The 17,956-nt window shown below is 65.5% G+C and carries 15 protein-coding genes; 12 read left to right on the top strand and 3 right to left on the bottom strand.

Annotated elements, in window-relative coordinates; all coding sequences use genetic code 11:
• Positions 1–84: 84 nt before the first annotated feature.
• The 10 genes from ISP17_RS17140 (at position 85) to ISP17_RS17095 (ending at position 6,096) form a co-directional block, all read left to right on the top strand.
• Entirely contained in the window at positions 85–666 is a 582-nt protein-coding gene (locus ISP17_RS17140; protein ID WP_404635310.1) for a hypothetical protein, read from the top strand.
• A gap of 85 nt (positions 667–751) precedes the next feature.
• Complete coding sequence (locus ISP17_RS17135) at positions 752–976, top strand: helix-turn-helix transcriptional regulator (protein ID WP_404635308.1); 225 nt, start codon at positions 752–754, stop codon at positions 974–976.
• On the top strand, positions 973–1,254 hold the full coding sequence (locus ISP17_RS17130; protein WP_404635306.1) for a hypothetical protein: 282 nt from the start codon (positions 973–975) through the stop codon (positions 1,252–1,254). Before ISP17_RS17135 ends, ISP17_RS17130 begins: the two co-directional genes overlap by 4 nt.
• Positions 1,241–2,431, top strand: coding sequence for a DNA-primase RepB domain-containing protein (locus tag ISP17_RS17125; protein ID WP_404635304.1), 1,191 nt, complete (start codon positions 1,241–1,243; stop codon positions 2,429–2,431). The genes ISP17_RS17130 and ISP17_RS17125 overlap by 14 nt, the downstream gene beginning before the upstream one ends.
• A gap of 52 nt (positions 2,432–2,483) precedes the next feature.
• Entirely contained in the window at positions 2,484–2,702 is a 219-nt protein-coding gene (locus tag ISP17_RS17120; RefSeq protein WP_404635302.1) for a hypothetical protein, read from the top strand.
• Positions 2,699–2,929, top strand: coding sequence for a hypothetical protein (locus tag ISP17_RS17115; RefSeq protein WP_404635300.1), 231 nt, complete (start codon positions 2,699–2,701; stop codon positions 2,927–2,929). Before ISP17_RS17120 ends, ISP17_RS17115 begins: the two co-directional genes overlap by 4 nt.
• Before the next feature lie 216 nt (positions 2,930–3,145).
• Positions 3,146–3,484, top strand: coding sequence for a hypothetical protein (locus ISP17_RS17110; RefSeq protein ID WP_404635298.1), 339 nt, complete (start codon positions 3,146–3,148; stop codon positions 3,482–3,484).
• A gap of 46 nt (positions 3,485–3,530) precedes the next feature.
• Complete coding sequence (locus ISP17_RS17105; RefSeq protein ID WP_404635296.1) at positions 3,531–3,809, top strand: hypothetical protein; 279 nt, start codon at positions 3,531–3,533, stop codon at positions 3,807–3,809.
• 471 nt (positions 3,810–4,280) lie between these two features.
• On the top strand, positions 4,281–5,156 hold the full coding sequence (locus ISP17_RS17100) for a DMT family transporter (protein ID WP_404635294.1): 876 nt from the start codon (positions 4,281–4,283) through the stop codon (positions 5,154–5,156).
• Positions 5,157–5,217: 61 nt separating this feature from the next.
• On the top strand, positions 5,218–6,096 hold the full coding sequence (locus ISP17_RS17095) for an aldo/keto reductase (RefSeq protein WP_404635292.1): 879 nt from the start codon (positions 5,218–5,220) through the stop codon (positions 6,094–6,096).
• Between the two features lie 20 nt (positions 6,097–6,116).
• Here the strand turns inward: ISP17_RS17095 and ISP17_RS17090 are convergent, their stop codons facing one another.
• From ISP17_RS17090 to ISP17_RS17080, 3 genes are all read right to left on the bottom strand, one after another.
• Positions 6,117–7,040, bottom strand: coding sequence for a 5'-nucleotidase (locus tag ISP17_RS17090; RefSeq protein WP_404635290.1), 924 nt, complete (start codon positions 7,038–7,040; stop codon positions 6,117–6,119).
• Between the two features lie 103 nt (positions 7,041–7,143).
• Complete coding sequence (locus tag ISP17_RS17085; RefSeq protein WP_404635288.1) at positions 7,144–7,905, bottom strand: NAD kinase; 762 nt, start codon at positions 7,903–7,905, stop codon at positions 7,144–7,146.
• Positions 7,906–8,036: 131 nt separating this feature from the next.
• Complete coding sequence (locus tag ISP17_RS17080; RefSeq protein WP_404635286.1) at positions 8,037–12,959, bottom strand: NAD-glutamate dehydrogenase; 4,923 nt, start codon at positions 12,957–12,959, stop codon at positions 8,037–8,039.
• Between the two features lie 532 nt (positions 12,960–13,491).
• Between ISP17_RS17080 and ISP17_RS17075 the strand changes: the two genes are divergently transcribed.
• Complete coding sequence (locus ISP17_RS17075) at positions 13,492–14,700, top strand: efflux RND transporter periplasmic adaptor subunit (protein ID WP_404635284.1); 1,209 nt, start codon at positions 13,492–13,494, stop codon at positions 14,698–14,700.
• 12 nt (positions 14,701–14,712) lie between these two features.
• A complete protein-coding gene (locus tag ISP17_RS17070) occupies positions 14,713–17,892 on the top strand; it encodes a multidrug efflux RND transporter permease subunit (protein WP_404635282.1) in 3,180 nt (1,059 codons plus the stop codon).
• Positions 17,893–17,956: the final 64 nt, after the last annotated feature.

Genomic DNA, 17,956 nt, shown 5'->3' with positions numbered 1-17,956 from the left:
GAAAGCCGCGCCTAGGCTGATCCCCGAAAACCGGGCACCTTCCCCGGCTGGCGCGGCACCTTTGAAGGGCGCAGAGGTGTGCGTATGGCAGGCGAGCCGACTGAAACGGATGAGTTGCTGGCGTGGTTACTCGTCAATCCGCTGAAACTGGAAGATGCAGTGAGCCTGGCCGTCGGCCGCACCCCGGTTTTTGGAACGCCACACCCACGGACGTTTACCCCGCTACTCAGAGCCGCCGAAACTGCTTTAGAGACGGGCGAGCTTAAACCTGCCAATGGCTGGTTGAATCGCAAAGCGAGGCGGCACCATTCGACCGACTACATCGAGCCAGAAGTAGATCAAGCCGTCTTTCGGGCATGGCTTGAAAAGGCATTGCCAAGCCAGCTTCGGGGCGGCGCATTCTTCTTCTTCCTTGAACCCGGTGGATGGCCTGAGGTCGGCGAGGATAAGCCGCCCAAGAAAAAGCCGTTTGACGGGCGCGAACGCAACACGCTGTTGCGGATACTTCGCGCATTGGATGCGATGGCAGGGCTTCCAGTGCGCGGAGCCAGTGGCGTTGTGGAGCGGGAGCTGGAGACGTTGGGGTTTAACACTCCCAAAGAGGCCGCAATCCGCAGGCTACTGGAGGAATCGCGCGCTTTGGAGCCGGATACGAATCCGCTATAGAGGATGACGAAACCGCTATAGCGGCAAGACACGCGGCGCACTTCCTAGGCTGACCTCGTTCCCAACGACACGAGGCTAGACCGCAATGCACGCACTCCCCGAGACCGGATACCTGCGCATCTGGCAGATAGTCGGCAAACCCGCGACTGACAACGCGCCAGCCATCCCGGCAATCATTCCGGTTAGTAAATCGACGTTCTGGGCCGGCGTCCGATCTGGCCGCTATCCGCAACCGACCCGCGCGCTTGGTGGCCGCATTACCGCATGGCGCGTCGAGGATATCCGCGCATTGATCGAGGCGGCGGCATGAACCGGCTCGACTCGCAAAGCCCGATCTACACGGGCCCACTTCACCTGGCCGCAATGGCCATGGACGATGCCCAAGGTCACCTGCGCGACTATGCCGGTGCAACCGACGATCCCGAACCCGACGCGGCCGAGGCTGCGCACCGTGTAGACGCAATCATGGCGCTGCTGGCGCGCATAGAACGGAAAGTGGATCTGATGCCAGAGGGTATTAGCAGGCACTCAGCAGCCCCCCTTTACGGCAATTCCAGCGCCATCGGAGGTAGCGATGGGAGCCGCTGAAAAATGGGCCAGCCCCGCCATTGATCTGGAGACGGCACGCGCGTTCTTATCGGCGCTGGGTTCCCGTTTCACGTTTCAGACCCTCGATGACAGCGGCCGTAAACGCAAGCACCTGATCCGCGTATTTCACGGTGACCTAAACAAGCACGGCGCTGCGCTGTCCCGATTGAATCAGCAGGGCGCCGGTGTTTTTGTCATGGTGAACGCGGGTGACGGCACCGCGCGCAAGGCCAGCAATGTGCAGGCTATCCGCGCCGTGTTTGCCGATCTGGACGGCTCCCCGCTGGCGCCTGTTCGCGCCACGGAGCTGACGCCCCATATCGTCGTGGAGTCATCGCCCGGACGCTGGCATGCGTACTGGCTGGCCGACGGTGTGCCGCTGGAACAATTCAAGCCGATGCAGCAGGCGATAGCGTCGCGGTTCGCCAGTGACCCGACGGTGTGCGACTTGCCGCGCGTTATGCGTCTGCCGGGCTTCTTGCACAACAAGAGCGCGCCGTTCTCGTCACGCATCATCGAACAGCACGGCAGGCCGCCGTATCCGTATGCGGCCATCGCGGCATGGTTGGGTTCCGGCGAAGCATCAAACGATGCGTCAGCACGCGCTTGCATCACACCAGCACGCAAGCTGGCGGACACGATCCCCGAAGGCGAGCGGAACAGCACGCTGTTCGATCTTGCATGCGGTCTGGTGCGCAAGGGCATACCAGCGGAAGGCGTGAGCGACCGTCTGCAACGCATCAACGCCGCACGTTGCCGTCCCCCACTGTGCGCCAACGAGGTGGACACCATCGCCCGCAACGCGAGCGCCTGCGGCTCGCAGGGCTTTGCACAATTGCCGCACGCTTTGCTGGACGCGCCAGAGTGGCTAATGCTGCCCGCCGCCTCCTGCGCCATCGTGTTGGCGTTCTATCGGCGGTTCGATGGTTTCAACAATGGAAGCCTTTGCGTGCCGTGGTCTGACTTCAAGGGCCAGCACGGCATCGACACCAGCAGGCGGTTCTATGCCTACCTGCGCCGCGCCGTTTCCGCCGGCTTCCTGATCCTGACGGCCGAGTCACGCAACGGGCAGACGGGCAGGACGCCAGCCATGTACGCAATCCCCGACAAATACCTCGCCCAAGTGTCAAAACAGCACACGGGCCCAAGTGTCAAAACAGCACACTTAAATAGATGAACAGCTTTAGGCGCTTGAGAGCTTCCAAGGCTATCGGCACCGAGGAAAAACCATGATGACCGGAAAGACCAGACTACCCCCGGACGCACTGGCGGCGCTGGCTGCTGCTGATCGCTCGCCCGGCTGGAACAATCGCCCGCGTGACGTGCGTCGGTTCGACGTGGGCACCTGCGCGCTGTACGTGGTGCCGTTTCGTCGCTGGGCCTATCGACGGCAGGAAAAACAGACGGCTGCATGGTGGCGGGCCCATGGGGAGGAGGTGAGGCAATGAGTTGGGAACCCGGACAAGCGGTCTTGAGTGCCAGTGACTATGCTGAGTGGCAAGCGTGGCGCAAGGCCAGAAAGCTGGAGCAGCAGCGCGACCGCCGCGCTATGTATGCTCGAATCGACTACTACCCCAGCGACGAAGCCCTACGTGTCATAGGTGCGCGGCGGGGCGACTATTCCAGTGTGATTGATGCGCTGGTGTTGGATAGTGCTGGCGAGGTTCCGGAATAAAAAACAATGAAGTGCAGGCAAGTTGTAAGGAAGGCAGCCCGGAAAATCCTTTGCGGATCATGGTGCTGCGAGCAAGATCGGAGAGACGTGGCGAGCAGGCTCCCGCGCTGAGTTGTGGCCACTGATCTCCGTCAGCAGCGTGGACGCTAGACGATAAGTCTTTGCAGGTTCAGAATTTGGGTTAGGAATGACGCTTTACTCAAGGGGAGTAATGGCATGAAGGCCTTTACGCTGTTTTCGATAGTGGCGTTGTCATTGCTTGCGGGCTCCGCTGGTGCGAGCGAGAGGGCGACGGTCTGCGCCAAATATGCCGTTAACTACGGATGGTCGTCCGGCTACAAAGTCGAAGCAACCATTGTCAATGGAAGTGAACTAAACCAGTCAACACATACGCTCAACTACAACGGACTAGCAACCTACGTTGTAATTTTTTGGTCGCAAGGGCAAGCAAGCCTGATCGAAATGAGCTTTCCTTACTTGGGCCCTGTGGCAGAGGATGGAACGGATCAAGAAGGAAGGAAGTGGCAGGTAGCAAAATCTGATTTTTGCATTTGAAAAACGAAGCGGGTTGTAGCTATACCCTCGCCATGGAGCAAATTTGATGAAAATTCTCATCGTTGCCGTCTTGCTACTTTGCTGCATGTCAGTCTTCGCCAAGGGGCCTCGAAGCTACAGAGTGAAGGCATATCACGCGCCACGCTCCTCAATTGTGCATGTGCGCGGTCATGTAACGAAGGCAGGTGTTTACGTTGCTCCGAGCTTCCGCACGGAGCCAAATCATACGAAGGTCGACAACTGGTCGAGCAAGCCAAATGTGAACCCGTACAGCGGCAAGGTGGGAACAAAAGATCCGTATACAACTTCGCCCCACGGGCACTGAATCTGCTTACAGGTTAATCGAGACCGGTGGGGCTAGCATTGCGAAGTTGCTCAGCTTGAACCTAAACCCGCCCGGGCCGCGAGCTGACGACGGAGCTTTCTGCTTACCGCATACTGATTGTTCCCGCGAGTCTGGACCGATCCGATGGCCGTCCGGCGAGAGCCGACGGCACAAGTCAGGTGGAGCAGAGTCGGTGGCCCACATGCCAACGTCGGTCGGCAGGCAACCGTAGTCGCCTGACGGTAACTTTGACGGTAGCTCGAACGGATCACGTTCCATAATCGTTGCCCAGCAAGGCTTAGCGGCGACAGTTCGATAGACGCCACCTCAAGGCCCGGCCGGTTCAACCTGCCGGGCTTTTTCTTTTTTTGGCGCGACAGCCTCACGGGGAACCCGCCGGAACCTCCGCGGAGCAGCCAGGGCACCCGCCTATGGGACAATTACCGGCCGCGTTTCCCCTGCCGGATCCCCATGCGCAAAGGCGTCATCCTCGGTTTTGCCTGCTACGCGGCTTACGCCATCAGCGATGCCTGCGTGAAATCCCTGCACGGGGCGCTGCCAGCCTATGAAACGGTCTTCTTCGGTGCGCTGCTGTGTCTCGGCGCACTGCCGTTGATCCGCTCGCCGGGTGATCGCCTGCGCGACGTGGTGATCGCCAATCGCCCCGGGCTGTGGTGGATCCGCGCAGTCACCGGCGGCATCTGCAACATCGCCGCGGTGATCGCGTTCACCCTGCTGCCGATGGCAGAGACCTTCGCGCTGATCTTCCTCATGCCGATCTTCGTCACCCTGCTTTCAGTGGTTTTTCTCAAGGAGCATGTCGGCTGGCGGCGCTGGACCGCCGTGGTCACCGGCTTCGTGGGCGTGCTTGTGGTGTTGCGACCGGGCTTCCGCGAGCTCGGGTTCGGCCACTTCGCCGCCATCCTGTGCGGCCTGTCGGGGGCGGTGTCGATGGTGGCCATGCGGCTGGCCGGACAGCATGAGAAGCGCATCAGTCTTTACGGCGCCGGGGTCATTGGCCCGCTGCTGATCGGCGGGCTGCTGATGTTGCCGCATTTCGTGTGGCCGGACTGGCATGCCTGGCTGCTGCTGCTCGGGTATGGCCTGATGCAAGGGTTGGCGGGCGTCCTCCTGATGCTTGCCACCCTGCTCGCCCCGGCCAACCGCATCGCACCTACCCAGTACAGCCAGATGCTGTGGGCGATCGGCTTTGGCTACTGGCTGTTCGGCGATCGGCTGGACTGGCCCATGCTGATCGGCATTGCCCTGATCCTCGGCGCAGGCATGTTCACGCTTGTGCGCGAGGGGCAAGTCACGCCGTGGTGGCGTCGGCAGAAGCTGGTCTAGCTACGCTTGTCGCCCATGGCGCAGGTTGGCAGACTGGCCCACCCTGCCCCGCACGCCCGCCATGACACAGCCAGCTCTTGCGCTCTCCACCGTCATCGCCGGCCTCTGGCGGATTGCGGACTGGAACCTTGATGTCGCCGCGCGCGTGCGCTGGATCGAGCAGGCGCTGGAACTTGGCATTACCAGCTTTGACCACGCGGATATCTACGGCGACTACCGGGCCGAAGCCCTGTTCGGTGAAGCGCTAAAAGCCGCGCCCGCGTTGCGCCAGCGCATGCAACTGGTGAGCAAATGCGGTATCCGGTTGCGCTCCGCCGATCGCCCGTATCGGGTGAACCACTACGACACGGGCGCTGCCTACGTGCGGAAACAGGTGGAGCAGTCCCTGGTCAACCTGCATACCGATCGGCTCGACCTCGTGCTGATCCATCGCCCCGACTACCTGATGGACGCGGCCGCACTGGCCGACACCTTCCGCACGCTCACCCGCGAAGGGAAGGTGGCGCACTGGGGCGTGTCCAACCACAGCGCCAGCCAGTTCGCCCTGCTCCACCAGCACCATCCGCTGCTCACCAACCAGCTGGAGCTCTCGCCGCTGGCGCTGCACGCGCTGGACGACGGTACGCTGGACCAGGCCCAGCAGTTGGGCCTGCGCCCGATGATCTGGTCGCCACTGGCCGGCGGACGACTGTTTGCGGGCGACGACGCGCAGGCCTTGCGCGTGCGAGATGAAATGACCGGCATAGCTGCGCGTCTCGGCGTGAGCCTTGCGACGCTGGCCTACGGCTGGATCCTGCGCCATCCCTCGCGGCCATACCCGATCACCGGCACGGGTCGCGTCGAGGGCCTGCGCGAGGCGGTCGCCGCGCTCGACGTCAGCCTTGATGCCGAGGACTGGTACGCGATCTGGACGGCCAGCAAGGGACATCCGGTGCCCTGACCGACGCAAGCCGGCACGCGTCAGCGATTGCTGACGCCGTGCGGCACGTGGCCGGTCGCCACGTGTTTGCGGGCCGACTCCACGTTCGCCGGCGAGTCGTCGAAGAAGATGTCGGCGCCGAATGCGTCGAGAAACGGTCCCTTGTCGCGGCCGCCGAGGAACAGCGCCTCGTCGATGCGCACGCCCCACTTGCGCAGGGTGAGGATCACCCGCTTGTGCGCCGGTGCTGAGCGGGCGGTGACCAGCGCGGTGCGGATCGGCGAATTCTCGGCCGGGAAGGCCGCCTGCAGCCGATGCACGGCGGTGAGGAAGCCGCGGAACGGGCCAACAGAAAGCGGTTCGGCAGCGCGCTCGTGCTCGTTCCGGTGAAATGCGTCGAGTCCCTCCTCGCGCGACACCCGCTCGCCCTCGTCGCCGAAGATCACGGCATCGCCGTCAAAGGCGATACGCAGCTGCTCGCTGGCTCGCGGCGGCGCCGTGCTGGGAAGGATCGTGGCCGCCGCGACACCGGCGGCCAGCGCGCGCCCGACATCCTCGGCGTTGGCAGACAGGAACAGGTCCGCCTTGAACGGCGCGATGTAGTCGGAGGTGGGCGCGCCGCTGGTGAACGCGGCGCGGCTGATCTCCAGCCCGTAATGCTGGATGGCGTTGAATATGCGCAGTCCCGTGTCGCCGGAATTGCGCGACAGCAGGATCACTTCGACCGGCGGCACGTCGCCCGCCAGCTTGTTGAGGCCGAGCAGCTTCTGCACCAGCGGAAAGGCGACACCCGGCTGCAGGATCTCTTCCTCGTGTTCGATCTGGAAGCTGCGGTAGGCGTCCAGGCCGTCGCGCTCGAACAGCTCGTGGCTGTCGCCAAGGTCGAACAGTGCGCGCGAGGAAATCGCCACCACCAGGCGGTTGTCACCGGATGAGGAAGGATCGTGGGCGGTGGCTCGGGTCATGAGGGCAATCTAGCGCAACGAGCGCGCCGTCAGTGAAGAGGAGTGCGGAATGAGAGATGACGGGCCCTGCTCTCCTCCTCGCCCGCCCGGTCTCACGCGTCGCTCAATCGGCAGCGAATTGCTCGTCGAGAATCCGCTGCTCGAGATTGTGCTCGGGATCGAACAGCAGCCGCACGCCGTGCTCGCGCGACTGCCGGATCAGCACCTCGCGCACGTGCCGCACCTCGTGAAAATCGGCCGTGGCGCTCACCGGCCGCTTGCCCGGATCGAGCACCCGCAGCCCCACTTCGGTGAGATGCGGCAGGATCGCGCCACGCCAGCGGCGCGGACGAAACGGGCTGATCGGTGTAAGCGCCAGCACGTTGGCGTCCAGCGGCAGGATCGGCCCGTGGGCGGACAGGTTGTAGGCGGTCGACCCGGCCGGCGTGGACACCAGGATGCCGTCACACACGAGATTTGCCAGTTTCACCGTGCCGTTGAGCTTGACCTCCAGATGCGCCGCCTGATTGCTCTGACGCAGCAGGGACACCTCGTTGAAGGCGATCGCCGATGCCACCTCGCCGTCGGCGTTGGTGGTGTGCATTTCCAACGGGTACAGCGTGGCGACGTGGGCCAGCGCAATGCGGCCGGCCAGATCATCCAGCCGGTGCTTGTTCATCAGGAAGCCGACCCGCCCCAACTTCATGCCGTATACCGGCAGGTGCAGGTCCCGGTACGCATGCAGCGTGCGCAACATGAAGCCGTCGCCACCGAGCGCCACGATCACCTCGGCGTCGGCCACTGGCACGTCGCCGTACTGCTCGATCAACTTGCGCCGCGCCTGCTGGGCGACCTGGGTTTCGCTGGCGACAAAGGCAAATCGCATGGACGTGTCGGCAACCGGGAAGGTGGGCCGAGCTTACAGGAGCGCCGCGTCGTCTCGCGACGGCGCGGCGCGGGATGTCCCCATCATGGGCATGCCCTCCCCGCTTGCGCGAAGGAGGGCAGCGGCACCGGTCAGCCGACCGGCACCTGCGCGAGCTGGGCCAGTCGACGAACCGCGACCGAGGCGATCGGGTAGTCCGCGTTCTGCGTGAGGATCTCCGCCAGCATGCTGCGGGTGTACTTGAGCGTGGCGTCGTCACGCTCAAGCCACGCCCGCACCGGCGAACGATCGGTGCGCTCCCCGCACAGCGTCAGTACCTGCAGTGCCAGCGCGCGATGCTGGTGGTTGAGCTCGTCCAGCAGCGAACCGCGAGCCTGCGCATGCCAGTGACCTTCCACCGGCAGCGCCTCGATCTGGTCGCGCAGCCACTCCAGGTCCAGCGCCTCGCCCAGCTCGTAGAACACGGTGGCGACCCGGGCAATGGGCGCCCCGCTCTGTTGCGCCACCTCGACCATGTCGAGCGCTGCCCGCAGCTCGGACAACCGCGCCAGACGCACCGACAGTTCGGTCGGCAGGCCGAGGCCCACCCACTTCTCCTGGCTGGACTCGAAGTCGCCGCGGCCGGTGTCGGTGAGCGCCGCCGGCAGCGCCTTGCGCAGCTCGCTGACGTGGTTCTGGTAGCGCTCCACGTTGGCGGCGATGTCCAGCGTGCCGCCCGGACGATTGAGCAACCAGCGCGTCATGTGGCGCAGCAGGTTCCAGATCTGCAGGATCGCGTCGATCTGCGTGCTTTCGGCCACCTGGCTGTCCAGCGCCTCGATCTGCGCCCACAGCTCGCGGGCATCGAGGATCTCGCGCGCCGCCGTGTACGCCTTGGCGATCGCCGCCGGCCCCTGCCCGGTGTCCTCCTGCATGCGCATCATGAAGGTGGCGCCCATGCGGTTGATCGTCGAGTTGGTCACCGCGGTGGCGATGATTTCGCGCTTCAGGCGATGGCGCTGCATATGTCCGGCGTACTTCTCGTGCAGCGGCTCCGGGAAGTAGCGCACCAGCTCCTTGGAGAGGTACGGATCTTCCGGCACGTCCGACTCCAGCAGCTGCTGGAACAGCTTGATCTTGTCGTACGAGAGCAGCACCGCCAGCTCCGGCCGGGTCAGGCCGTGGCCGCGGGTCTTGCGCTCGGTGAGCTCGGCATCGCTGGGCAAATTTTCCACCTGGCGATCGAGCAGGCCCTCGCCCTCCAGCGTGCGGATGAAGTGCGCCATCGAGCCAATGCGCTTGATCGACTGGTGCTCCATCAGGGTGATCGCCTGGTTCTGGCGATAGTTGTCCCACAGCACCAACTGGCCGACCTCGTCGGTCATCACCCGAAGCTGATCGTTGCGCGCCTCCTCGGTGAGCTCGCCGCGCTGCAAGGCGTCGCCGAGCAGGATCTTGATGTTCACCTCGTGATCGGAGGTGTCCACGCCGGCGGAGTTGTCGATGAAGTCGGTGTTGAGCAGCACGCCGTGCTGGGCAGCCTCGATGCGGCCCTTCTGCGTCATGCCCAGGTTGCCGCCCTCGCCCACCACCTTGCAGCGCAGCTCGGCGCCGTTCACGCGCAGCGCGTTGTTGGCGCGGTCACCCACGTCGGCATGGGTTTCGCTGGTCGCCTTGACGTAGGTACCGATGCCGCCGTTCCACAGCAGGTCGACCGGCGCCTTGAGGATCGCGCTGAGCAGCTCGGTTGGCGCCATGTGCGTGGCGTCGCCCTTGATGCCGAGCACGGCGCGCACTTCCGGCGAGATCGGGATCGACTTGGCACTGCGCGGGTACACGCCGCCGCCGGTGGAGATCAGCGACTTGTCGTAATCCTGCCAGCTGGAGCGCGGCAGCTTGAACATGCGCTCGCGCTCGACAAACGAGCGCTCGATGTCGGGCGCGGGATCGAGGAACACGTGGCGGTGGTCGAACGCCGCCACCAGCTTGATGTGGCGCGACAGCAACATGCCGTTGCCGAACACGTCGCCGGACATGTCACCGATGCCCACGCAGGTGAAGTCCTGCGTCTGCGAATCACGGCCCAGCGCGCGGAAGTGGCGCTTCACCGACTCCCACGCGCCCTTGGCGGTGATGCCCATCGCCTTGTGGTCGTAGCCGTTGGAGCCGCCCGAGGCGAATGCATCGCCCAGCCAGAAACCGTGCGCCACCGAGATCGCGTTGGCGATGTCCGAGAACGTGGCCGTGCCCTTGTCGGCGGCCACCACCAGGTAAGGATCGTCCTGGTCGTGCCGCACCACGTCGTGCGGCGGCACCACCTGGCCTTCGACCAGGTTGTCGGTGATGTCCAGCAGGCCGGCGATGAAGAGACGGTAGCAGGCGATGCCCTCGGCCTGCTGCGCGTCGCGGTCGCCACCTTCGGGCGGGTTCTTGACGTAGAAGCCACCCTTCGAGCCGACCGGCACGATCACGGTGTTCTTCACCATCTGCGCCTTCACCAAGCCCAGCACCTCGGTGCGAAAATCCTCGCGGCGGTCGGACCAACGCAGGCCACCGCGCGCCACCGGGCCGAAGCGCAGGTGCACGCCCTCCACCCGCGGCGAGTACACGAAGATCTCGCGGTACGGCACCGGCTTGGGCGCATCGGGCACGCGGTGCGAGTCGAACTTGAAGCTGATGTACGGACGGAACTGGCCGTTCCACTGCTGGAAGTAGCTGGTGCGCAGCGTGGCGCCCATCACGTCGAGGTAGCTCTTGACGATGCGCTCGTCGTCGAGGCTGGCCACGTCGTCCAGCAGGGTGCGCAGCGCCTCGGTCAGCACCTGCACCTGCTCGGCACGCGGCTTGGCCAGGCAGGCGACCATGCCGTCCACCAGCTCCGGCCGGGCCGCGCGGGTGGCCTCGGGAATCAGCGCCAGCATCTCGCGGCGCAGGTCGTCGCCGGCGCGCGCCAGCTCCTCGGCGGTGAGCTGCTCGCGGCGCGGGTCGAACTTGGCGTGGAACAGCTCGATCAGCACGCCGGCGATGGCCGGGTAACGGTTGAGCGTGGCTTCCATGTAGGTCTGCGAGAAGGCGATGCCGACCTGCTGCAGGTACTTGCAGTAGCCGCGCAGCACGGCGACCTGGCGCCAGTCGGCCTGTGCGAACAGCACCAGGTTGTTGAAGCCGTCGCTCTCTGCCTGGCCGCGCCACAGCGCCTCGAAGCTGCGCTCGAAGCGGTCGCGCACGTGTTCCAGCTCGAAGCTCAGCGGTTGCTTGGGCTTGAGCTCGAAGTCGTGGATGGTGAGCGGCTGATCCTTGCTTTCCAGGCTGTAGACATGCTCGGCCAGCATGCGCACGCCCATGTTCTCCAGCATCGGCAGCGCCTCGGAGAGCGGGATCGGCTCGCCGAAGTGAATCACCTTGAAGCGCAGCGAGCCGTCTTCGTGCCGGTATAGCGACATGCGGATCGCATTGTCGCCGTCCAGGCTGGCCAGTGCGGCGATGTCGATGGCCGCCACCGCCGGCACCACCTCGTCGATGTAGCCCGGCGGCATGGCGCGCGCGTAGCGGTTGGCCAGCACCACGCCCTGGTGCGGACCGAGCTGGCGCACCAGCAGGTCGCGCACCTCGTCGTACCAGTTGCGCACGATGCGCGCCACGCCCTCTTCCAGCGCATGCAGGTCGTAGCTCACCTGCTCGCCCACGCGCGGACGCACCACCACGTGCAGGCGGGCCAGCGCGGCCTCGCCCATCTGCACGGCCGAATCCAGTTCCTCGCCGTGCAGCGCATCGCGCAACAACACCTCGATCCGTTCGCGCACCGTGGTGTTGAAGCGCTCGCGCGGCACGAACACCATGCAGGTGAAGAAGCGGCCGTAGCGGTCGCGGCGCACGAACAGGCGCGTGTGGGCACGCTGGCGCAGTTCGAGGATGCCGTTCACCGCCTGGTAAAGCTCGTCCTCGTTGGACTGGAACAGCTCTTCGCGCGGCAGCGTCTCCAGGATGTGCCGCAGCGACTTGCCCGAATAGGAGTCGCGCTTGAGACCGGAGCGGTCCAGCACCGCCTCCACTTTTTCACGCACCAGCGGCACGTCCTGCGGGCGGGCCATGTACGCATTGGAGGAGAACAGGCCGAGGAAGCGCTGCTCGGCCACCGGCTTGCCGGCGGCGTCGAAACGCAGCACGCCGACGTAATCCATGTGGCCCGGGCGATGTACCTGCGAGCGCGCGTTGGTCTTGGTGAGGATGACCGGTTCGATGGCGCCGGCGTTGGCGGCATCGCGACGGCCGAGCGAACTCAATGAACGCGGCGCGAGCGAGCGCTCGTTGCCGGCGAGGATGCCCAGCCCGGAGCCTTCCACCGACTGCAGCACGTCACCCGCTTCACCCTGGCGCACTTCGTACTCGCGAAAACCCAGGAAGGTGAAGTTGTCGTCGGCCAGCCAGCGCAGGAACTCACTCGATTCCCGCGCGAGGGTGTCCGGCAGGCCGGTGCGCGACCGCAGCTCGGCGGCGATCGCCAGCGCCTTGTCGCGCATCGCCGCCCAGTCGCGCACGGCCAGGCGCACGTCGTCCAGCGCCGTCTCGATGCGCGCCTTCAGCGCCTGCTGCGGCTCGCCGTCGCCCAGGCGATCGATCTCGAAATGCATCACCGACTCGGCTGCCGCGGCATCGTCGCCCAGCGCCAGCAGCTGGCCGTCGCCGTCGCGGGTCACCTTCACCACCGGGTGGATGACGGCGTGGATCTGCAGCTCGGTCGACAGGATCATGCTCACCGTATCGACCAGGAACGGCGTGTCGTCGGTCACCACCTCGACCACGCTGCGACCGTCATGACCGCTCGCCGGGTTGATCACCCGCACCGCGGCACGACCCGGTCGGCGCTGACGCATGAAGTCGAGCAGGTTGAGCACCAGTTCGGCCCACTCGGCCGCGGTGTGCAGGGACTGGTCGCCGTCGGCGAGTCGGGCGAAAAAAGCGCGGATAAAAAATTGCGCCTCCTGGAGGCGCTGGGCGGGCAATTCCTTTTTGCTGATTTCTTCGGCTACAGCTGCTGCGAGAGAGACGTTTTCGGCCGCGCGGATCGCATTCATGGCTTCTACTGTTCAGTGGAGGCAAAGGGGGAACCAAAAGCCCGCGAAGGATACGCCCCGCCACCGCCTGAATCCACCGCGCGGCGCGGCTTCGCGCCATGCCCGGGCGCATGGAAAACATGCCGTCACGCCGCATCGCCTCACGCTGCAGCGCAATAGAAAACGCGATCCGCACAGACCGCGCCGCGATATGCGGCCACCGTGATCGCATCATGTGTGGCACGGCATTGTCGGGAGGATCCTGCGTGATCCGGAGAGATGCCTGTCGGTCAACGCGGGTCACAACCATTGCGTTGTTGCAAGTGCAAAAAGACGGCCGTCCTGCAACAGGTCGTGGCGGGACATATTGTGAACTGCCGGGTATAGTGTCCGCTTGCCCCGCCCCGGCCGTCGCCTGTCGATGCGTCCGCATTGGCCATCGCCGCCGCGGGACTCAACCAGCTCGACCCGCTACGCCCCTGTTCCCGCCACGGCACAGGCGACGTGGCATGGCAGCACCCCCTTCCCCGATCTCGCAAGCTATGGAGTTTTCATGAGCCCTTCTTCACTGCGCACACCGCTGTTGTGCCTGGGCCTGCTGGCATTGGCGGCCTGCGGCGGCAAGGACAAGCCACAGGCGGCACCGCCGCCGCCCACGGTCGGCGTGGTCACGGTGCAGCCGCAGAGCCTGCCGCTGACCAAGGATCTGGTGGGCCGGCTCTCGCCGTATCGCAGCGCCGACGTGCGCGCGCGGGTTGCCGGCGTGCTGCTCAAGCGCACGTACGAGGAAGGTTCGGACGTGAAGAAGGGCCAGTTGCTGTTCCAGATCGATCCGGCGCCGCTGAAGGCATTGCTCGACGCCAGCCAGGCCAACCTCGCCCAGGCGCGGGCCAGCTACACCAACGCCAGGGTCGCCGCCGACCGCGTGCGCGAACTGGCGCCCAAGGGTTACGTGTCCAAGTCCGATCTGGACAACGCGCTGGCCGCCGAGCGCACCGCCGCCGCCAGCGTGCAGCAGGCGCAGGCCAACGTGCAGACCGCGCGGATCAACCTCGGCTACGCCAGCGTCACCTCGCCGATCGACGGACGCGCGGGCAAGCAGCAGGTCACCGAGGGTGCGCTGGTCGGCCAGGGCGAGGCGACGCTGCTCACCACGGTGGACCAGGTCGATCCGCTGTACGTGAACTTCACGCTGGGCATCGGCGAGCTCGACCAGATGCGCCGCGCCCAGGCCACCGGCAACGTGACGCTGGCTGCCGACAACCGCGCCAGCGTCGCGGTGAGCCTGCCGGACGGTCGCCCCTACGATCATCAGGGCACCGTGGATTTCTCCGACACCGCGGTGAACCCCGCCACCGGCTCGGTGGACCTGCGCGCCAAGGTGCCCAACCCGGAACACCGCCTGCTGCCCGGCATGTACGTGACGCTGAAGGCGCAGCTCGGCGAGCAGCACAAGGTGTTCGAGGTGCCGCAGCCGGCCCTGCAGCGCGACACCGTGGGTGCCTACGTGATGGTGGTCGGCAAGGACGGCAAGGTGCTGCGCAAGAACGTCACCGCCGACCAGGTCAGCGGCACCGACTGGATCGTCACCGACGGACTGGCCGCGAACGACCAGGTGATCGTCTCCGGGCTGCAGACGGTGAAGGAAGGCGCGCCGGCCAAGGCCGAGCCGTGGAAGCAGGATGCGGCAGGCGCCTCACCCAACTCCGCCCAGGCGCAGTCACCCGGCGCGGCAGGCAAGGCGCCTGCCGACAAGCAGTAACGGAGCGCGACCATGCCGAGTTTCTTCATCGACCGCCCGATCTTCGCGTGGGTGGTGGCGATCCTGATCACCTTGGGAGGCACGCTCGCCGTGCTGAACATGGGTATCGAGTCCTACCCCAACATCGCGCCGCCGCAGGTGACGGTGAGCGCGTCCTATCCGGGCGCCAGCGCTGACACCACCGAGAAGACGGTCACCCAGGTGATCGAGCAGCAGCTCACCGGCATCGACCACCTGCTGTACTTCAGCTCGTCCTCCAGCGCCAACGGTTCGGCCTCGGTCACCCTCACCTTCGAGACCGGCACCGACCCCGACATCGCCCAGGTGCAGGTGCAGAACAAGGTGTCGCTGGCCACGCCGCGGCTGCCCTCGGAAGTGACCCAGCAGGGCGTGGTGGTGGCCAAGGCCAACCCGGACTTCCTGATGTTCGTGGCGCTCACCTCGGACAATCCGGCCATTGACGGCGCGCGCCTCAATGACATCGTGTCGTCGCAGGTGCTGGACCAGATCTCGCGCATCTCCGGCGTCGGCAGCATCCGCCAGATCGGCTCCGAGTACGCCATGCGCATCTGGCTCAACCCGGACAAGCTGCACGGCTACAGCCTGTCGGCCTCGCAGGTGCTGGCAGCCATCCGCGCGCAGAACGTGCAGTTCGCCGCCGGCTCGCTCGGTGCCGATCCAGCGCCCGCCGGCCAGGGCTTCAGCGCCACGGTATCGGCCGAGGGGCGTTTCTCCACGCCTGCGGAGTTCGGCAACATCATCCTGCGCGCCAACAGCGACGGCACCACGGTCAGGCTCAGCGACGTGGCCCGCATCGCGTTCGGCCCGCAGAACTACGGCTTCCACGCCCAATACAACGGCAAGGAGGCCGGCGCGTTCGGTGTGCAGCTCCTGCCCGGCGCCAACGCGCTGGACGTGGCCACCGCCGTTCGCTCGAAGATGACCGAACTGGCCAAGAGCTTCCCGCAGGGCGTGAGCTGGTTCGTGCCGTATGACAGCACGCCGTTCGTGCGGATCTCGATCGAGGAGGTGATGCACACGCTGATCGAGGCGATGATCCTCGTCTTCCTGGTGATGCTGATCTTCCTGCAGAACATCCGCGCCACCATCATCCCCACGCTGGTGATCCCGGTGGCGCTGCTGGGCACCTTCCTCGGCCTGCTGCCGCTGGGCTTCACGGTCAACCAGCTGACCCTGTTCGGCATGGTGCTGGCAATCGGCATCGTGGTGGACGACGCGATCGTGGTGATCGAGAACGTCGAACGCATCATGACCGAGGAGGGCCTGTCGCCGAAGGAAGCCACGCGCAAGGCGATGGGCCAGATCACCGGTGCGATCGTGGCGATCACCGTGGTGCTGGCGGCGGTATTCGTGCCTTCGGCGCTGCAGCCGGGTGCCTCGGGCGTGATCTACAAGCAGTTCGCGCTCACCATCGCCGTGTCGATGGGCTTCTCGGCCCTGCTGGCGCTGTCGTTCACGCCGGCACTGTGCGCGAGCATCCTCAAGCCCGAGCACGAGCACAAGAAGAACTTTGTCTACCGCGGCTTCAACCGCATCTTCGAGCGCGTCACCCGGATCTACAGCGGCCACATCGGCAGCGCGATCAGCCATGCGCCGCGTTGGATGATGGTGTTCGCCGCGATCTGTGTGCTGTGCGGCGTGCTGTTCGTGCGCATGCCCACGAGCTTCGTGCCCAGCGAGGACCAGGGCTTCGCGCTGGCCATCGTCTCGCTGCCGCCGGGTGCGTCAGTGGAGCGCACCCAGAACGTGATGAAGCAGGTGCGCGCCAGGCTGATCAAGGATCCGGCGGTCGAGGGCATGTTCCAGATCTCCGGCTTCAGCTTCGTCGGCGCCGGCGAAAACACCGGCATGACCTTCATCCGCCTGAAGGACTGGGCCAAGCGCGACGTGACCGCCGACCAGTTCATCGCCAAGGCCAACGGCATGCTGCACGGCATCCGCGACGCGCAGATCTTCGTGGTGAACCTGCCGACCATCCGCGGCCTGAGCCAGTTCGGCGGCATCGACATGTGGCTGCAGGCCCGTGCCGGCCAGGACCGCAGCGAACTGACCAAGGCGCGCAACACGCTGCTGGGCAAGGCCGCGCAGGACAACAAGCTGATGGGCATCCGCCCGCAGGCGCTGGAAGACGCCCCGGCCCTGCAGCTGAAGGTGGACCGCGTGCAGGCGCAAACGCTGGGCCTTTCGGTGAGCGATATCTACAACGCCATCCAGCTCACCCTGGCACCGGTCTACGTCAATGACTTCGCCTACGCCGGCCGTGTGAAGCGCGTGCTGATGCAGGCCGACCAGGCCTATCGCATGGGCCCGGACGCGTTGCAGCACATCTATACGCCGAGCGCGAAGGTCGCCAGCGACGGCAGCACGCAGATGATCCCGATCTCCAGCGTGGTCGATGCCAAGTGGACCCTCGCCTCGCCGGCGCTGGCCCGCTACAACGGCTACTCGGCGGTGGAGATCGTGGGCAACGCCGCGCAGGGCTACTCCACCGGCCAGGCGATGGGCGAGATGGAGAAGATCGTCAACGACGACCTGCCCAAGGGCTTCGGCTACGACTGGACCGGCCAGTCCTACCAGGAAATCCTCTCCGGCAACTCGGCCACGCTGCTGATGGTGCTGTCCATCGTGATCGTGTTCCTTTGCCTGGCGGCGCTGTACGAAAGCTGGTCGATTCCGGTGGCGGTGCTGCTGGTGGTGCCGCTGGGCCTGCTCGGCGCAGTGGTGTTCTCGATGCTGCGCGGCCTGCCGAACGACATCTACTTCAAGATCGGCCTGATCACGGTGATCGGCCTGGCGGCGAAGAACGCGATCCTGATCGTGGAGTTCGCGGTGGAGAAACAGGCCGAGGGCAAGAGCCTGCGCGAGGGCGTGATCGAGGCGTCCCGCCTGCGCCTGCGCCCGATCCTGATGACCTCGATGGCGTTCATCCTGGGCGTGCTGCCGCTGGCCATTTCCTCCGGCGCCGGCGCCAATTCGCGCCACGCCATCGGCACCGGAGTGATCGGCGGCATGACGTTCGCCACCTTCCTCGGCCTGCTGCTGATCCCGGTGTTCTACGTGGTGGTGCGCCGCCTGCTCGGCGACAGGCTCGACGGTCCCGAGTCGGGCAAGCCGGCCGGTCACCACGGTGGCATGCAGCCTTTCGACTCCGATCCGCGGCGGGGAGCTTGAGGCGAGGAGTGAGCGGAGAGGAGTGAGAGAGAGCGACCGCTCGTTCTTCCTCTCCGCGTGAATG

The organism is Dyella ginsengisoli (assembly GCF_044904665.1).
GTDB lineage: Bacteria > Pseudomonadota > Gammaproteobacteria > Xanthomonadales > Rhodanobacteraceae > Dyella_A > Dyella_A ginsengisoli.
This window is presented reverse-complemented; position numbering and strand designations above follow the sequence as displayed.